We start from the raw sequence: 16,688 nt of genomic DNA, 5'->3' as shown, positions 1-16,688 counted from the left end.
GCTAGTTTCCCTATTGATCCACGCCAGAAAAACCGGAGCGTTCGCAATCGGTTAGTTGAATAAAGAACAGGCGGAATCGGACGCCTTGGATACCGGCGTCACCTTGACCACGCCAAACAAGTAATGAATGTGACATATTCATGTAGGAAAATTGACGCAATGATGTTCCACCCACCCCGCAACCGACCCTGACCGGCTGCTCCCGGGCGCCCTACGTTGGCGTCAGAGCCTGATCGTGGCACGATGGAGGGGTTATCGACCGAGATCCTTCAACCATGCCCCATTCCCAAGCCAAGAATCTTTCCCTGATCGCCGCTATCGACCTGGGCTCGAACAGCTTCCACATGGTCGTGGCCAAGGCCCAGAACGGTGAAATCCGGATCATGGAGCGGCTCGGCGAAAAGGTTCAGCTGGCCGCCGGCATCGATGAAGAGCGCAAACTCAGCGAAGAATCGATGCAACGCGGGCTCGACTGCCTGAAGCGCTTCGCCCAACTGATCAACGGCATGCCCCTGGGCGCCGTACGGATCGTCGGCACCAACGCCCTGCGCGAGGCACGCAACCGCGCCGAATTCATCCACCGCGCCGAAAAGATTCTCGGCCACCCGGTGGAGGTCATCTCCGGTCGCGAAGAGGCCCGCCTGATCTACCTCGGCGTCTCCCACACCCTCGCCGACACCCCGGGCAAGCGCCTGGTCGCCGACATCGGCGGCGGCAGTACCGAATTCATCATTGGCCAACGCTTCGAACCGCTGCTGCGCGAAAGCCTGCAGATGGGTTGCGTCAGCTACACCCAGCGCTACTTCCGCGACGGCAAGATCACCCCGGCCCGCTACGCCCAGGCCTACACCGCGGCGCGCCTGGAGATCATGAGCATCGAACACGCCCTGCACCGCCTGACCTGGGACGAGGCGATCGGTTCGTCCGGGACCATCCGCGCCATCGGCCTGGCCCTCAAGGCCGGTGGCCAGGGCAACGGCGAGGTGAATGCCGAAGGCCTGGCCTGGCTCAAGCGCAAGCTGTTCAAGCTCGGCGAAATCGAGAAGATCGATTTCGAAGGGATCAAGCCGGACCGCCGCGCCATCTTCCCTGCCGGCCTGGCGATTCTCGAAGCGATCTTCGACTCCCTCGACCTGCAGCGCATGGACCACTGCGACGGCGCCCTGCGCGAAGGCGTGCTCTATGACCTGCTGGGCCGCCACCACCATGAAGACGTGCGCGAACGCACCCTCACCTCGCTGATGGAGCGTTACCATGTCGACCAGGAGCAGGTGGTGCGCGTCGAGCGCAAGGCACTGCATGCCTTCGACCAGGTGGCCAAGGACTGGGAGCTGGAAGACGGCGTCTGGCGCGAGCTGCTCAGTTGGGCAGCCAAGGTCCACGAAGTCGGCCTGGACATCGCCCACTACCAGTACCACAAGCACGGCGCCTACCTGATCGAGCACTCCGACCTGGCCGGTTTCTCCCGGGAAGACCAGCAGATGCTCGCGCTACTGGTTCGCGGGCATCGTCGCAACATTCCCAAGGACAAGTTCGCCGAGTTCGGCGACGACGGCATCAAGCTGATTCGCCTGTGCGTGCTGCTGCGCTTCGCGATCCTGTTCCATCACATCCGCGGCACCCAGGAAATGCCGCAGGTCGCCTTGCGCGCCGACGGCGATACCCTGGATGTGGTGTTCCCCAAGGGCTGGCTGGAGCAGAACCAGCTGACTCAGGCCGACTTCGCCCTGGAGGCGGAGTGGCTGACCCGAGTCAGCATCACCCTCAACGTACGCTGAGGACCGGGCTGCTCAGACGATCGAGCAGGGTCGTCTGGGCACTGCGCGGGTTCTGGTTGCCGGTTGGCGTGTTACGGATGTAGCGACCGTCCGACTGCAGGCTCCAGCTGTGGGTGTTATCGGTGAGATAGCTTTCCAGCTCTTTCTTGACCCGCAGGATCAGCTTCTTGCCCTCGACCGGGAAGCAGGTCTCGACCCGCTTGTCGAGGTTACGCTCCATCCAGTCGGCACTGGACAGGAACAGCTGCTCCTCGCCGCCATTGAGGAAGTAGAACACCCGGGTGTGCTCCAGGAAGCGACCGATGATCGAACGCACATGGATATTGTGCGAAACCCCGGCGATACCCGGACGCAGGCAGCACATGCCCCGCACCACCAGGTCGATGCGCACGCCGCACTGGCTGGCCTTGTACAACGCACGGATGATCTTCGGATCGGTCAGCGAGTTGAACTTGGCAATGATGTGCGCCGGCTTGCCATCGATGGCGAACTGGGTCTCCCGGGCAATCATGTCGAGCATGCCCTTCTTCAGGGTGAACGGCGCATGCAGCAGCTTCTTCATGCGTAGCGTCTTGCCCATGCCGATCAGTTGGCTGAACAGTTTGCCAACGTCTTCGCACAGTGCGTCGTCGGAAGTCAGCAGGCTGTAGTCGGTATACAGGCGGGCGTTGCCGGCGTGGTAGTTACCGGTGCCCAGGTGGGCGTAACGAACGATCTCGCCAGCCTCGCGGCGCAGGATCAGCATCATCTTGGCGTGGGTCTTGAAGCCGACCACACCGTAGATCACCACCGCACCGGCCGCCTGCAGACGGCTGGCCAGTTGCAGGTTGGACTCTTCATCGAAACGCGCCCGCAACTCGATCACCGCGGTGACCTCCTTGCCGTTGCGCGCCGCGTCCACCAGGGCGTCGACTATCTCCGAGTTGGCGCCGCTGCGGTACAGGGTCTGGCGCACGGCCAGGACATGCGGGTCCTTGGCGGCCTGACGCAGCAGGTCGACCACCGGGGTGAAAGACTCGAACGGATGCAGCAGCAGGATGTCCTGCTTGCTGATCACGCTGAAAATGTTCTCGCTGTTCTGCAGCAGTTTCGGAATCTGCGGGGTGAACGGCGTGTATTGCAGTTCCGGATGGCTGTCCAGGCCGGTGATACTGAACAGGCGCGTCAGGTTCACCGGACCGTTGACCTGGTACAGCTCGGTCTCGGACAGGTTGAACTGCTTGAGCAGGTAGTCCGACAGGTGTTTCGGGCAGGTGTCGGCCACTTCCAGGCGTACGGCATCGCCGTAACGACGGGAGAACAGTTCGCCGCGCAGGGCGCGGGCCAGGTCCTCGACATCCTCGGAGTCCAGCGCCAGGTCGGCGTTGCGGGTCAGGCGGAACTGGTAGCAGCCCTTGACCTTCATGCCCTGGAACAGGTCATCGGCGTGCGCGTGGATCATCGACGACAGGAATACATAGTTGTCGCCAGGGCCACCGACGTCTTCCGGGACCTTGATGATCCGCGGCAGCAGGCGCGGTGCCGGAATGATCGCCAGACCGGAGTCGCGGCCAAAGGCATCGATACCTTCGAGCTCGACGATGAAGTTCAGGCTCTTGTTCACCAGCAACGGGAAGGGGTGCGTCGGGTCGAGGCCGATCGGGGTGATGATCGGCGCGATCTCGTCGCGGAAATAGCGGCGGACCCAGGTCTTGAGCTTGGCGGTCCAGTAGCGCCGACGGATGAAGCGGACCTGGTGCTTCTCCAGCTCCGGCAACAGGATGTCGTTGAGGATCGCGTACTGGCGATCGACCTGGCCGTGGACCAGCTCACTGATGCGTGCCAGCGCCTGGTGCGGCTGCAGGCCGTCGGCGCCGGCCTGTTCGCGGGCGAAGGTGATCTGCTTCTTCAGCCCGGCGACACGGATCTCGAAGAACTCATCGAGGTTGCTGGAGAAGATCAGCAGGAACTTGAGCCGCTCCAGCAACGGATAGGACTCGTCCAGCGCCTGCTCCAGCACGCGGATGTTGAACTGCAGCTGCGACAGCTCGCGGTGGATGTAGAGACTGCTGTCATCCAGGTTCGGGATCGCCACCACCGACGGCACCGCCACATGCGGCGCCTCGGCCACCACCGGCGCCGGTTCCAGTTCCGGCGGGGTTTCGACGATCTGCTCGACCACCGGTTGAGCTTCTTTTACTTCAACTTCGCTGAGTCCTTCGGTATTCATCGAGTGTTCCTGTGAGGGCTATTTTTGCTCTCGTAGCAATTGAGCGGCACGAACGGCAAAGTAAGTCAGGATGCCATCGGCACCGGCACGTTTAAAGGCGGTCAGGGATTCGAGAATGACCCCTTCACTCAACCAGCCATTCTGGATCGCCGCCATGTGCATGGCGTATTCACCGCTGACCTGATAGACAAAGGTCGGCACCTTGAATTCATTCTTTACCCGGTAAAGGATGTCCAGGTACGGCATGCCCGGCTTGACCATGACCATGTCGGCGCCTTCGGCGAGGTCCGCAGCCACTTCATGCAGGGCTTCGTCGCCGTTGGCCGGGTCCATCTGGTACGAAGCCTTGTTCGCCTTGCCCAGGTTCGAGGCCGAACCGACCGCATCGCGGAACGGGCCATAGTAGGCGCTGGCGTATTTCGCCGAGTAGGCCATGATCCGCACGTTGACGTGACCGGCCAGCTCCAGCGCCTCGCGAATCGCCTGGACCCGACCGTCCATCATGTCCGAGGGTGCCACCACCTGGGCACCGGCCTCGGCGTGGGACAGCGCCTGGCGCACCAGGGCGTCGACGGTGATGTCGTTCTGAACGTAGCCTTCCTCGTCGAGGATACCGTCCTGGCCGTGGGTCGTGAACGGGTCAAGGGCCACATCGGTGATCACCCCCAGTTCGGGGAAGCGCTCCCGCAACGCGCGGGTGGCGCGCTGGGCGATGCCTTGCGGGTTCCAGGCCTCGCTGGCATCCAGCGACTTGAGCCCGGCCGGCGTCACCGGGAACAGTGCCAGGGCGGGAATCCCCAGTTCGACCCACTTCGCCGCCTCTTCGAGCAGCAGATCGATGGTCAGGCGCTCGACCCCCGGCATCGACGCCACCGCCTCGCGACGGTTCTCGCCATCAAGCACGAATACCGGCAGGATCAGGTCGTCGACTGTCAGAACATTCTCGCGCACCAGGCGTCGGGAAAAGTCGTCGCGACGATTGCGGCGCAGGCGGGTGGCGGGAAACAGGCGATTGGCGGGGGTAAAGCTCACGGCAGACTCCTGAGCCCGCGCGGGCGGGCGAGCATGGCAGTTATAAGCGGCCATTATGACGAAGGAATGACAGTTGTGCTTACTCCTGCGACCGGGCGCCGCAGTCGCGACTTTTGTAGGAAATGTTAACGTCGAGACACATTTGGACACTTTCCTCTCTGTCGTCGAAGGGTTAGGCTGCGCGTTCATTTCGCCAGCATCCAGACAATGCTCCAACAATTTCTGCAGGATTTCGGCTACTTCGCCCTGTTTCTCGGAACGTTCTTCGAAGGCGAGACCATTCTGGTACTCGCAGGCTTCCTGGCGTTTCGCGGATACATGGACATCAACCTGGTGGTTATCGTGGCGTTCTTCGGCAGCTATGCCGGCGACCAGCTGTGGTACTTCCTGGGGCGCAAGCATGGCCGCAAGTTGCTGGCGCGCAAGCCGCGCTGGCAGTCGATGGGTGACCGGGCCCTGGAACATATCCGCCGCCATCCGGACATCTGGGTATTGAGCTTCCGTTTCGTCTACGGCCTGCGCACGGTGATGCCGGTGGCGATCGGCCTGTCAGGTTATCCACCGGGGCGCTACCTGCTGCTCAACGGCATCGGCGCGGCCATCTGGGCCGCGGCCCTGGCGGCGGCGGCCTATCACTTCGGGGCGATCCTCGAAGGCATGCTCGGCAGCGTGAAGAAGTACGAGCTGTGGGTGCTCGGCGGCCTGCTGCTGGTCGGCCTGGTCCTCTGGAGCTGGCGGCGCTTCAAGAGCGCCCGCCTGGCCCGCAAGGCCGAGGCCGAACAGTCCCTGGCCGGCCCTACGAACCCGCCAGCCGAATGACCCGCCCCCTGCTGCAGTAGAGCCCGATCACGCTCAGCAGGCTGTAGCTGAGCAGGCCGATCCAGCCCAACGGGCTGGCCGGCCACAGCCCGACCAGCGGCGCCAGCCAGGCCAACGGCACATTCAGCAGCAGCCGCGTCACCTCCAGCTTCAACGCCCATGGCCGGTTCTCCAGGCCCGCCCCGAGTACGAACAGCCCCAGCAGCATCGCCACCCAGCCGAGCACCAGCGCCGCCTGGGGCAGTTTCTCGGCGAAGTTCATCAGGTAGCTGCCCAGCGCCACGTACACCGCGAACTGCAAGGCGATATAGACCTGCTGACGTGGCTCCAGCGACACCTCGAACTTGCGAAAGTGCGCCAGGTCATGCTTCGCCATCGGGTACTTCGCCGCGACGTCCGCCGGGCGCCAGCCGGTGGGCATGAACCAGATACGCAGCTTGTCCCGGTAGCGCTCGGCACGCCGCGCGTCAGCGGCCAGTTGCGCGTAGAACTGCAGGTTGGCCCACAGCGGGTTCCAGCTGGCCAGCGGCGTGGTCACCCCGAACACCACCGGCTCGGCGTCGTCCTCCTCCTGGAAGGTGCCGAACAACCGGTCCCAGAGAATGAACACGCCGCCGTAGTTGCGATCCATATAGAGAGGGTTCTGCGCATGATGCGCGCGGTGGTTGGACGGCGTGACGAAGAACCACTCGTACCAGCCGAGCTTGGGAATGTGCCGGGTGTGCACCCAGAACTGGTAGAGCAGGTTCAGCGCCGCCACGGTGATGAACACCGACAGTGGCACACCGAGCACCGCCAGCGGCAGGTAGAAGATCCAGCTCAGCAGGAAGCCCGTGCTGGTCTGGCGCAGGGCGGTGGACAGGTTGTAGTCCTCGCTCTGGTGATGCACCGAATGCGCGGCCCAGAGAATATTGCGCTCATGGCCCATGCGATGCAGCCAGTAGTAGCAGAAGTCGTAGACCACGAAGGCCATGACCCAGACCCACGGGCTGTCGGCCGGCAGATCGAACAGCGCCAGGTGGTCGAGGGCCACGGCGTAGGTCACCAGGCCGACGCCCTTGGTCAGCAGGCCGGTGGTGGTCGACAGCACGCCGGTGCTGAGGCTGTTGATCGCGTCGGCCACCCGATAGTTGCGGGTACCGCGGCGATAGTCGGTCAGCAGCTCGACGATGATCAGTACGACGAAAAACGGAATCGCATAGGGAATGAGGTCCATGGCGCTACCCAAGAGGAACGATTGGCCCGAGATTAGGTGTAGTCGCTGCAAATTCCGCTGACAATGAATGCCAGATTGGTAGACATTTAACGCCAGACTTCGGGAGATCCAACATGACCAGGAAAATCGCGGTAATCCTATCCGGCTGTGGCGTCTACGACGGCGCCGAGATCCACGAAAGCGTGCTGACCCTGCTGCGCCTGGACCAGCGTGGCGCCCAGGTGCAGTGCTTCGCCCCGAACATCGCACAGATGCAGGTGATAAACCACCTGACCGGCGAGGAAATGCCCGAGTCACGCAATGTGCTGGTGGAGTCGGCACGCATCGCCCGCGGCCAGGTCCGCGACCTGCGCGAGGCCGATGTGCGGGAATTCGACGGGCTGATCGTGCCGGGTGGCTTCGGCGCGGCGAAGAACCTCTCCAATTTTGCCATCGAAGGCGCCGGCTGCAGCGTGCAGACCGAAGTCCTGGCGCTGGCCGAAGCCTTCGCCGAGGCCGGCAAGCCGGTGGGGCTGATCTGCATCACCCCGGCGCTGGCGGCGAAGATCTACGGCCCGGGCGTGACCTGCACCATCGGCAACGACGCCGACACCGCCGCGGCCCTGGGCCGCATGGGCGCCAACCACCAGGAGTGCGCGGTGGATGAAATTGTCGAGGACAAGGCCCGCAAGCTGGTCACGACCCCCGCCTACATGCTCGCCCGGTCGATTGGCGAAGCGGCGGCGGGGATCAACAAGCTGGTGGACCGGGTGCTGGAACTGGCCCAGGAAGGTTAGGTGGCGCGAGCGAGCCGGGTCAGGATCCGATCCAGCGAATTGGCGAACGCCTGCTTCTCACGCTCGCCATAGGGCGCCTGGCCACCGCCGACCTGCCCCTGCTCGCGCAGATCGGTGAACAGGTTGCGCACCGCCAGCCGCTCGCCCATGTTCTGCTCGTCGAACGGCTTGCCCCGGGGATCAAGTGCCGCCACGCCCTTTTTCACCAGGCGATCGGCCAGCGGTACATCGCTGCAGATCACCAGTTCCCCCTCCACCGCATGCTCCACCAGATAGTCATCGGCGGCATCCGGCCCGCTGGGCACCACGATCAGCCGCACGCGGGCGAAGGGTGGCCGGGGCTGCGGTTGCCCCGCCACCAGCACCACCTCGAACTGCCGCTTGAGGGCGAACTTCACCACCAGGTCACGGGCGATCCGTGGGCAAGCGTCGGCATCGATCCACACGCGCATGCTCAGGACGCCTGCAACTGGCGCTTCTCCGCCAGCCGGCTACGGCCGTAGAGCACGATGATCGCCAGCAACGCGACGACCTGGGCACCCAACGAGTAGGCGTCGGCGTGAATGCCCAGCCACTCGAAGTCGAAGAATGCCACCGGCCGCGTACCGAAGATCCCGGCCTCCTGCAGTGCCTTGACGCCATGGCCGGCGAACACCACCGACAGGGCGCAGAGCAACCCGGCATTGATGCCGAAGAACAGCGCCAGCGGCAATTTCGCCGAACCGCGCAGGATCACCCAGGCCAGGCCCACCAGCAGCACCAGCGCCGTCGCCCCGCCGGCCAGCACCGCGCTGTGCCCGGCAGGGCCGGCCTGCAGCCAGAGGGTTTCGTAGAAGAGGATCACTTCGAACAGTTCACGATACACCGAGAAGAACGCCAGCACGGCGAAACCGAAACGACCGCCGCCACCGACCAGGCTGCTCTTGATGTAGTCCTGCCACGCCGCGGCATGCCGGCGATCGTGCATCCACACACCGAGCCAGAGCACCATCACACTGGCGAACAGCGCGGTGCAGCCTTCGAGCAGTTCGCGCTGGGAGCCGCTGACGTCGATCACGTAGGCCGCCAGTGCCCAGGTGCCAGCCCCCGCCAGCAGGGCCAGGCCCCAGCCGATGTTGACGCTGCGCACCGCCGATTGCTGGCCGGTGTTGCGCAGGAACGCCAGGATCGCCGCCAGCACCAGGATCGCCTCAAGGCCTTCGCGCAACAGGATCAGCAGGCCGGAGATGAAGCTCAGCGACTGGCTCAGGCCATCGTTGCCGAGCAGACCGGCAGACGTCTTGAGCTTGTCCTTGGCGAACGCCAGGCGTTGTTCGACCTGCTCCACCGGCAGGCCGTCCTGCAGGGACTGCCGATAGGCCATCAGCGACTTCTCGGTGTCCTTGCGCACGTTGGCATCGACGTTGTCCAGGGAGCTTTCGACCAGTTCGAAGCCTTCCAGGTAGGCCGCCACGGACAGGTCGTAGGCCTGCTCGCGGTCGCCGGCGCGGTAAGCGGCCAGGCTCTTGTCCAGGGTCGTCGCGGTGTAGTCGAGCAGTTGCGATGGCCCCCGCTTGACCTGCGGCGGCTGGGCCCGCTGGGCGCGGAACAGCGCCGCGGCCTCGTCGCCTTCGGCGGCCTGGATCTCGCTGGGCGTCTGGCGTGCCAGGTCGGCGATATTGTAGGTCTTGTCGGTCTGCGCCACCGGTGCGGCACTGAAGCTGGCGATGTAGGTCGCCAGGTCCCAGCGCTGGCGTTCGTCGAGCTGATCGGCGAACGACGGCATGTCCGTCCCTTCGACCCCCAGGGTCAGGGTGTTGTAGATGCCGTACAGGCTCAGGCGATCGAGTCGCGAGGCGTCACGCAGGTTGGCCGGCGGCGGCGTCATGCCGCTGCCCGCCGGGCCGTCGCCGGCCCCGCTTTCGCCATGACAGACCGAACATTGCTGGGCATAGAGCGGCGCACCGCGGGCCGGGTCCGGGGTAATGGCCGGAGCCTGGCTGACCTCATAGGTCACGGCCAGCCTGGCGCCCAGTTGGCGGGCCTGACGCGCCACCAGCGAGCCCTCCTGGCGTTCGCTGATGGCCTTGCGCAGGTCGGCAACGCCCTGCTCCAGCTCCGCCCGTTCGGCACGGGCCGGCAACGCGACGACCAGCTTCTGCAACGCGCCGAGGAACTCCAGTTGCTCGTGGTATTCGGTTTCGTCGATGACCTTGCCATCCGCCACCGTGGCCGGGTAGTCCGCGCCGATGTAATCGATCAGGTGCAGGGCCTGGGGGGCGCCTTCCACCGTATTCGCCAGCAGGCTGGAGCTGCATAGGGCGAACATCGGCAGCATCAGCCAGGCCAGGAAACGCGTGGGAACAATCATTGAAACGACCTAAATGGAAATGCGAAGTAACATATTGTTCCCTCTCACCGCGCCTCACTCAAGCATTACGCGGTGCAAACAGACAAATAGCCGCTCCGAACGCCCGCCAGGAAGACAGTCAAAACCACGGCCTGGCGCCTGCTCACTCCCTTGCCGCTCTGCCGCCTGATGGGCAGTTGCTCGATCTGCCGCGGGTATTCGCCAGCGGCTAAACGATTCACTCGTCCCCGGCGAAACCCTGAAGTTTCCTGCGCGTGGGTAGGACACCCAGGCGCGGGCCACGACAGTTGCGCAATCACCCTACAACTCCCGGATCCGACCTGCGCAGACAGACGCGGACTCCTACGCGATCTTCCTCCCCCGACACGTCGACGCCACAACCCGCCCCCCTTTAACGTGGTCAGGCGCCGTCATCGCTCGACGCGGTAATGAGCCATCATTTTGGAGCAAAAAAGCCATTACATAGCCAGCACTCGCCGCCTATAATGCCGCGCCGGCGTTATGGGCAAACGCAATAAAAGCTCCTCTTTTAATGAGGAATTGTTAGGGTAGCCTGCCCTGCCAATGGGTTCATCCAGCCAGACCCGCCCTCCGGCTGCTTTCACCATCAGGGATGATGTCGCTCATGACACCCAGCACCCGCCTTCTTATCGCCCTTGGGGCCGTGACCCTGCTGTCCGGCTGTTCGGTGTTCCGCAACTACGACGGTGAGCTGGCGCAGACCAACCAGCAACTGGCCTCCGGCAATGTCGACGCGGCGCTGTCGCTGCTGGAGAAGAACAACACCGGCGAAGACCGTGACCTGCTGTACTACTTCGAGAAAGGCGAACTGCTGCGGGCCAAGGGCGACATCACCGGCAGCCAGCAGGCCTGGAACAGCGCCGACCAGGTCGTTGGCCAGTGGGAGGATGCGGTCAAGGTCGACTACGCCAGGTATGCCGCCCAGTTCGGCAGCTTCCTGGTCAACGACAAGGTCCGCCGCTACGAAGGCTACGACTACGAAAAGGTCATGCTGACCACCCAGATGGCGCTGAACTTCCTCGCCACCAACGACTTCGAGAGCGCCCGCACCGCGATCAAGAAGACCCACGAACGCGAAGCGGTGATCGCCGAATTACGCGACAAGGAATACCTCAAGCGCGAAGAGGAAGCCGACAAGCAAGGCATCAAGACCCAGTACAAGGACCTCAAGGGCTACCCGGTGGCCAGCCTGGACGCGCCCGAAGTGGTCAGCCTGAAAAACAGCTACCAGAGCGCCTTCAGCCACTACCTCGCCGGCTACATCTATGAAGCGCTGGGCGAGAAGGACCTGGCCGCGCCGGGCTATCGCCAGGCGGCCGAACTGCGCCCCAACACCCCGCTGCTCGAACAGGCCCTGGTCAATCTCGACAAGCCGGCCGGCAAGGACGATGACAGCGATATCCTGATCGTCGTGCAGAGCGGCCTGGCGCCGGCCCGCGACTCGATCCGCATCCCGCTGCCGCTGCTGATCTCCGACAACGTGGTGATCACCCCGCTGTCGTTCCCGATCATCAAGGCCGACACCTCGACCCCCGGCTTCGGCCAGATCGGCATCGATGGCCAGCAGGTCAACCTGACCGCCCTCAACAGCACCACCGCCATGTCCAGCCGCGCCCTGCGCGACGACATGCCGGGCATCATCCTGCGTACCAGCGTACGGGCCATCAGCCGCGGCATCGCCCAGAAGAACCTGAACAAGGTCAACCCGATCGCGGGCCTGGCCGTGGGCATCACTTCCGCCGTGCTCGAGGGCGCCGATACCCGCACCTGGCGCACCCTGCCGGACACCACCCAGGTGGTCCGCCTGCGCCTGAAGAAGGGCGAGCACCAGGTCTCGCTGCCCAGCGCCGCTGGCGGTTCGCTGGTCAGGATCAACGTCGATCGGCACTACCAGGTGATCAGCCTGCGGGCCATCGGCAGCCAGGTATTCACCAGCGGCCTGGCGGCGCAGCGGATCCCGAGCGCCAACACGACCGCCGTGGCCAGTATCAAACAACCTTGAGAACGGAGTCTTTTTCCATGCGTTTCAAACTGACCGCTGTCGTTGCCCTGGCCCTGCTGGCCGGCTGTGCAACCCCTGCGCCACCACCGGAGCCGGGCAGCGCCGCGAGCAAGATCGTCGTCATGGGCGAAATGAAAGACATCCAGGTCGGCGCCATCCGCGTTGCCCGGGAAAACGGCTTCCTGACCGTGAAGGTGCAACTGAGCAACACGCGCACCAAGAACAAGATGATGTACTACCGCTTTGCCTGGCTGGGCAACGACGGCTTCCCGATCGCCGACGAGGAAGCCTGGAAGACCCTGAGCCTGTATGGCGCCCAGAGCACCTTCCTGCCCGCCATCGCGCCGACGCCGAAGGCCGTCGACTTCCGCCTCGAAGTCAAGACGCCTTGACACGAAGCCACCCCTTGCGCCCCTTTGAAGAGAACCTCTCCATGTTTGCACGCCTTTCGCTCCTCGCCGTCGTTGCCCTGCTGGCCAGCGGTTGCGCCCAGAACACTTCGCCGGTCCTCGGCGGCAAGAACATCAGCTACGGGGATACCAAGGCTGTCGAGCTGGTCACCAACGAGTTCGGCTCCACCGACCTGCAGATGATCGCCGAATCCATGACCCGCTCCCTGGCCCAGTCCGGCGTGCTGCAAGGCCGCCCGGTGGTCCAGGTGTATGACGTGAAGAACAAGACCAGCGAATACATCGACACCCGCGAGATCACCACCTCGATCAAGACCCAGCTGATGAAATCCGGTACTGCCCGCTTCGCCAGCGACAACACCGAGATGCAGAGCCAGGTCGACCAGCTCAAGCTGCAGAACCAGAGCGGCCTGTACAAGAAGAGCACCATCAGCAAGACCGGCAACATGATCGCCGCCAAGTACCGACTGGAAGGCTCGATCAGCTCGATCGTCAAGCGCAGCAGCGACTACAAGGACGTGTTCTACAAGTTCAGCCTGCAACTGATCGACGTCGAAAGCGGCCTGGCCGAATGGATGGACGAGAAAGAGATCCGCAAAACCACGGAGCGTTAAGCTATGCGAGCATGGATTGGCATTATCGGCCTGGCCTGGGCCTTTGGCGTGCAGGCCGCGCCGAAAGTCGCAGTGGCGGACCTCGCGTATCAGGCGAAGGTGGAGCAGTACATCCGCAGCGTCTCGGCACGCGGCAATTTCCAGCAGGGCTATTACGGTTCGTCCGGCTCGGCGAGCTACGACGAGTACGAGAGCCGCAGCAGCTACATCGAGCAGGGCGAACTGCGCAAGTTCACCGGCGACATCAAGGGTGAGATCCTGCGCAGCGGCATGTTCCAGCTGGTCCAGGGCACGCCCTATACGTCCAACTCCAAGGGTGACGTCTACGACGTCATCAAGCGGATCAAGGGCGGCAACTTCAAGGGGGCCGACTACGTGCTGTTCGGCACCGTATCGGACATCGACTTCACCCAGGACATCAATGAACTGGCCAACACCAACAGCTACTCGGCGGTGCTGGGCCTGACCCTGGTGGGCGACTTCAGCCTGATCAACACCCGTACCTACCAGATCACCTCGGCGTTCACCGCCATGGGCGAAGGCCAGGACACCAAGCTGGTCAACAGCCGGGATATCCGCGTGTCGCTGAACCGCCCGCGGGTGGTACGCGATGTGTCGAAATCCCTGGGCGAAGATGTCGCACGGCAACTGAGCCTGCAGTTGGGTGGTCCGGACATGTCTCCGGACTCGCGCCCGCCACTGCAACGCAACAACCTGCCACCGGATGAACCGGCCAGGGTTCTTCAGTAGTTCCAGACGCGACAAAAAAGGCGACCATCAAGGTCGCCTTTTTCTTTGCCTCGCCCCCGTTTCAGGTGGTGGCCTTGTGGAGGGTCGCCAGGAAGCCCGCCGCACCCACGAACAACCCGGCAAAGGTCCGGTTCATCCGCCGCTGCTGCCGTGGCGTGCGCAGCAGGCGCAGGACCTTGGCCGCCAGGCCCGTGTAGCCGGCCATGACGATCATGTCGACAGCGATCATGGTGACCCCGAGAATCAGGTACTGATGTACCAGCGGCGCATGGGGGTCGATGAACTGCGGCAGTACCGCGAGCATGAACACCAGGGCCTTGGGGTTGCTGACGTTGACCAGGAAACCGCGGAACATCAGGGTCAGCGGCTTGCCGACCGGACGGATCGTCGCCTCTTCGGTCATGTCGCTGGGCAGCGCACGCCATTGCTTGACCGCGAGGTAGACCAGGTAGACCACACCGAACCACTTGATGGCGTAGAAGGCGGTAGAGGATGCCGCCAGGATCGCCCCGACACCGGCAGCGATGACCGCGATCTGTGCCGCCAGTCCCAGTTGCAGGCCGAGGGCGTTCCAGTAGCCACGCAGGAAGCCGTATTGCAGGCCACTGGACATCGAGGCGATGGCGCCCGCCCCTGGAGACAGGCTGATCACCCAGCATGCAGCGAAAAAGGCCAGCCATGTCTCAAGCAGCATCACGCACCTCGGATAAGAGTTGTAACAAACCTCTAAGCTAATCCGAAGGCGTGAACTTGACCACCGTTTTCTTGAAGCAGCGAGGGCGCGTCCGTCAGGACAACGCCTCCAGTTCCGCCTGCATGCTTTCCAGCAGTTCCAGGGCCGCCATCCAGGCCTCCTCCAGCTCGGACTCACGGCCCTTGAGCTTGGCCTGCTCGGCCAGCAGGTCACGCAACTCGTCCTTGCGGGCGGCTTCGTAGAGGGCGCTGTCGCCGAGGCTCGCCTCGACCGTCGCCAGGCGCTCGTGCAGCTTGCCCAGCTCGGCTTCGAGCTTGTCCGCTTCACGCTTGTGCGGTGCCAGTTGCTGACGCAGGGCTGCGGCGGCCTGACGCTGGGCCTTCTTGTCGGTCTTGTCGGGGTTGACCGGCGCACTGCTGACCGGTGCGCTGCGCTGGCGATACTCCACCAGCCAACGGGCATAGTCATCCAGGTCGCCATCGAACTCCTCGACCTTGCCGTCGGCGACCAGGAAGAAGTTGTCGGTGGTGCTCTTGAGCAGATGGCGGTCGTGGGAAACCACCAGCACCGCACCGCTGAACTCCTGCAGGGCCATGGTCAGCGCCAGGCGCATTTCCAGGTCCAGGTGGTTGGTCGGTTCGTCGAGCAGCAACAGGTTCGGCCGCTCCCAGGCGATCAACGCCAGGGCCAGCCGGGCTTTCTCGCCACCGGAGAAATTCAGTACCGGCTCGTCGATGCGCGCGCCACGGAAATCGAAACCGCCGAGGAAGTCGCGCAGGGTCTGCTCGCGTTCGGTCGGCGCCAGGCGTTGCAGGTGCAGCAACGGGCTGGCCTTGGAATCCAGGGAGTCGAGCTGGTGCTGGGCGAAGTAGCCGACCACGGTGTTCTCGCCACGGGTCAGGCGACCCGACAGGGGCGACAGGTCGCCGGCGAGGTTCTTGATCAGCGTCGACTTGCCCGCGCCGTTGGGGCCTAGCAGACCGATCCGCGCCCCCGGAGTCAGCTGCAGCTTGACCTTCTCCAGGATGGTCTTCTCGCCATAGCCCAGGCGCGCATCGGAGAGGTCCAGCAACGGGCTGGAGATCTTGTGCGACTCGCGGAAGGTGAAGTCGAACGGCGAATCGACATGGGCCGCCGACAGCTCCTCCATCCGCTCCAGGGCCTTGATCCGGCTCTGCGCCTGGCGGGCCTTGGTGGCCTGGGCCTTGAAGCGGGCGATGTAGCTTTCCATGTGCGCACGCTGTGCCTGCTGCTTCTCGTAGGCCTGTTGCTGCTGCGCCAGGCGCTCGGCACGGGCCCGCTCGAACGCGGTATAGCCGCCGCGGTAGAGCACCAGCTTGCGCTGGTCGACATGGGCCACGTGATCGACCACTTCATCGAGGAAGTCACGGTCATGGGAGATCAGCAGCAGGGTACCGGGGTAGCTCTTGAGCCACTCCTCCAGCCAGATGATCGCATCGAGATCGAGGTGGTTGGTCGGTTCGTCGAGCAGCAGCAGATCCGACGGGCACATCAGTGCCTGCGCCAGGTTCAGGCGCATCCGCCAGCCACCGGAAAAGTCGCCGACCTGACGATCCATCTGCTCGTTGGTGAAACCCAGGCCGGCCAGCAACTTGCGGGCACGGGCATCGGCGGTATAGCCGTCGGCGCTGTCGAGTTCCGAGTGCAGGCGGGCCAGCGCCGAACCGTCCTGAGCCGCCTCGGCGGCAGCCAGGTCGCGTTGCACCTGACGCAGGCGCACGTCGCCGTCGAGCACATAGTCGACCGCCAGGCGTTCGAGGGTATCGACCTCCTGGCGCATGTGGGCGATACGCCAATCGGCCGGCAGGAAGCAGTCACCCGAGTCCGGGTGCAGCTCGCCCCGCAGCAGGGCGAACAGGCTCGATTTGCCGGCGCCGTTGGCACCGATCAGGCCGGCTTTCTGGCCGGCGTGCAGGGTCAGCTCGGCGTCTTCTAGCAGACGCTGCGGGCCACGCTGTAAAGTCAGGTTCTGAAGTCGAATCATAATGGCGGCGGA

The 16,688-nt window shown here is 64.0% G+C and carries 14 protein-coding genes; 7 read left to right on the top strand and 7 right to left on the bottom strand.

Features of this window, described 5'->3' with window-relative positions; translation table 11 throughout:
* Nucleotides 1-275: 275 nt before the first annotated feature.
* Nucleotides 276-1,778 carry an exopolyphosphatase gene (gene ppx, locus ACM62G_RS13230; RefSeq protein WP_054058488.1) on the top strand — a complete coding sequence of 501 codons (1,503 nt, stop codon included), beginning with the start codon at nt 276-278 and terminating at the stop codon, nt 1,776-1,778.
* Here ppx and ppk1 read toward each other — a convergent pair.
* A complete protein-coding gene (gene ppk1, locus ACM62G_RS13225; protein WP_273825865.1) occupies nt 1,765-3,987 on the bottom strand; it encodes a polyphosphate kinase 1 in 2,223 nt (740 codons plus the stop codon). The two genes, ppx and ppk1, sit on opposite strands and share 14 nt — an antisense overlap.
* Before the next feature lie 18 nt (nt 3,988-4,005).
* Nucleotides 4,006-5,019, bottom strand: a complete 1,014-nt coding sequence (gene hemB, locus ACM62G_RS13220) for a porphobilinogen synthase (protein ID WP_054058486.1) — start codon at nt 5,017-5,019, stop codon at nt 4,006-4,008.
* A 207-nt stretch (nt 5,020-5,226) separates the two neighbouring features.
* Here hemB and ACM62G_RS13215 point away from each other — a divergent pair, with 207 nt between their 5' ends.
* Entirely contained in the window at nt 5,227-5,838 is a 612-nt protein-coding gene (locus ACM62G_RS13215) for a DedA family protein (RefSeq protein WP_273825866.1), read from the top strand.
* Here the strand turns inward: ACM62G_RS13215 and ACM62G_RS13210 are convergent.
* On the bottom strand, nt 5,816-7,054 hold the full coding sequence (locus tag ACM62G_RS13210) for a sterol desaturase family protein (RefSeq protein ID WP_273825867.1): 1,239 nt from the start codon (nt 7,052-7,054) through the stop codon (nt 5,816-5,818). The two genes, ACM62G_RS13215 and ACM62G_RS13210, sit on opposite strands and share 23 nt — an antisense overlap.
* A gap of 113 nt (nt 7,055-7,167) precedes the next feature.
* Between ACM62G_RS13210 and elbB the strand changes: the two genes are divergently transcribed.
* Complete coding sequence (gene elbB, locus ACM62G_RS13205; RefSeq protein ID WP_419737287.1) at nt 7,168-7,830, top strand: isoprenoid biosynthesis glyoxalase ElbB; 663 nt, start codon at nt 7,168-7,170, stop codon at nt 7,828-7,830.
* On the opposite strand, the gene ACM62G_RS13200 is transcribed toward elbB, so the two are convergent.
* Nucleotides 7,827-8,282 (bottom strand): YaiI/YqxD family protein, encoded by a 456-nt coding sequence (locus ACM62G_RS13200; RefSeq protein WP_419737286.1) that lies wholly within the window; start codon nt 8,280-8,282, stop codon nt 7,827-7,829. The two genes, elbB and ACM62G_RS13200, sit on opposite strands and share 4 nt — an antisense overlap.
* Before the next feature lie 2 nt (nt 8,283-8,284).
* Nucleotides 8,285-10,180 carry an FTR1 family protein gene (locus ACM62G_RS13195; protein WP_419737285.1) on the bottom strand — a complete coding sequence of 632 codons (1,896 nt, stop codon included), beginning with the start codon at nt 10,178-10,180 and terminating at the stop codon, nt 8,285-8,287.
* Between the two features lie 625 nt (nt 10,181-10,805).
* Here ACM62G_RS13195 and ACM62G_RS13190 point away from each other — a divergent pair.
* Genes ACM62G_RS13190 through ACM62G_RS13175 form a run of 4 tightly spaced genes read left to right on the top strand, consistent with a single transcriptional unit; the run spans nt 10,806 to nt 13,977 of the window.
* Nucleotides 10,806-12,203 carry a COG3014 family protein gene (locus ACM62G_RS13190; protein ID WP_419737284.1) on the top strand — a complete coding sequence of 466 codons (1,398 nt, stop codon included), beginning with the start codon at nt 10,806-10,808 and terminating at the stop codon, nt 12,201-12,203.
* Between the two features lie 17 nt (nt 12,204-12,220).
* Complete coding sequence (locus tag ACM62G_RS13185) at nt 12,221-12,595, top strand: YcfL family protein (RefSeq protein WP_419737283.1); 375 nt, start codon at nt 12,221-12,223, stop codon at nt 12,593-12,595.
* A 41-nt stretch (nt 12,596-12,636) separates the two neighbouring features.
* Nucleotides 12,637-13,227, top strand: a complete 591-nt coding sequence (gene lpoB, locus ACM62G_RS13180; protein WP_054058765.1) for a penicillin-binding protein activator LpoB — start codon at nt 12,637-12,639, stop codon at nt 13,225-13,227.
* A 3-nt stretch (nt 13,228-13,230) separates the two neighbouring features.
* The gene (locus ACM62G_RS13175; RefSeq protein WP_419737282.1) at nt 13,231-13,977 is read left to right on the top strand and encodes a penicillin-binding protein activator LpoB; all 747 of its coding nucleotides are present in this window, start codon (nt 13,231-13,233) and stop codon (nt 13,975-13,977) included.
* Nucleotides 13,978-14,038: 61 nt separating this feature from the next.
* On the opposite strand, the gene ACM62G_RS13170 is transcribed toward ACM62G_RS13175, so the two are convergent.
* Both ACM62G_RS13170 and ACM62G_RS13165 read right to left on the bottom strand, forming a co-directional pair.
* Entirely contained in the window at nt 14,039-14,671 is a 633-nt protein-coding gene (locus ACM62G_RS13170; RefSeq protein WP_273825870.1) for a LysE family transporter, read from the bottom strand.
* 94 nt (nt 14,672-14,765) lie between these two features.
* Nucleotides 14,766-16,676 carry an ATP-binding cassette domain-containing protein gene (locus ACM62G_RS13165; RefSeq protein WP_273825871.1) on the bottom strand — a complete coding sequence of 637 codons (1,911 nt, stop codon included), beginning with the start codon at nt 16,674-16,676 and terminating at the stop codon, nt 14,766-14,768.
* Between the last annotated feature and the right edge of the window lie 12 nt (nt 16,677-16,688).

The organism is Pseudomonas sp. COR18, assembly GCF_048568395.1.
GTDB lineage: Bacteria > Pseudomonadota > Gammaproteobacteria > Pseudomonadales > Pseudomonadaceae > Aquipseudomonas > Aquipseudomonas fuscovaginae_B.
This window is presented reverse-complemented; position numbering and strand designations above follow the sequence as displayed.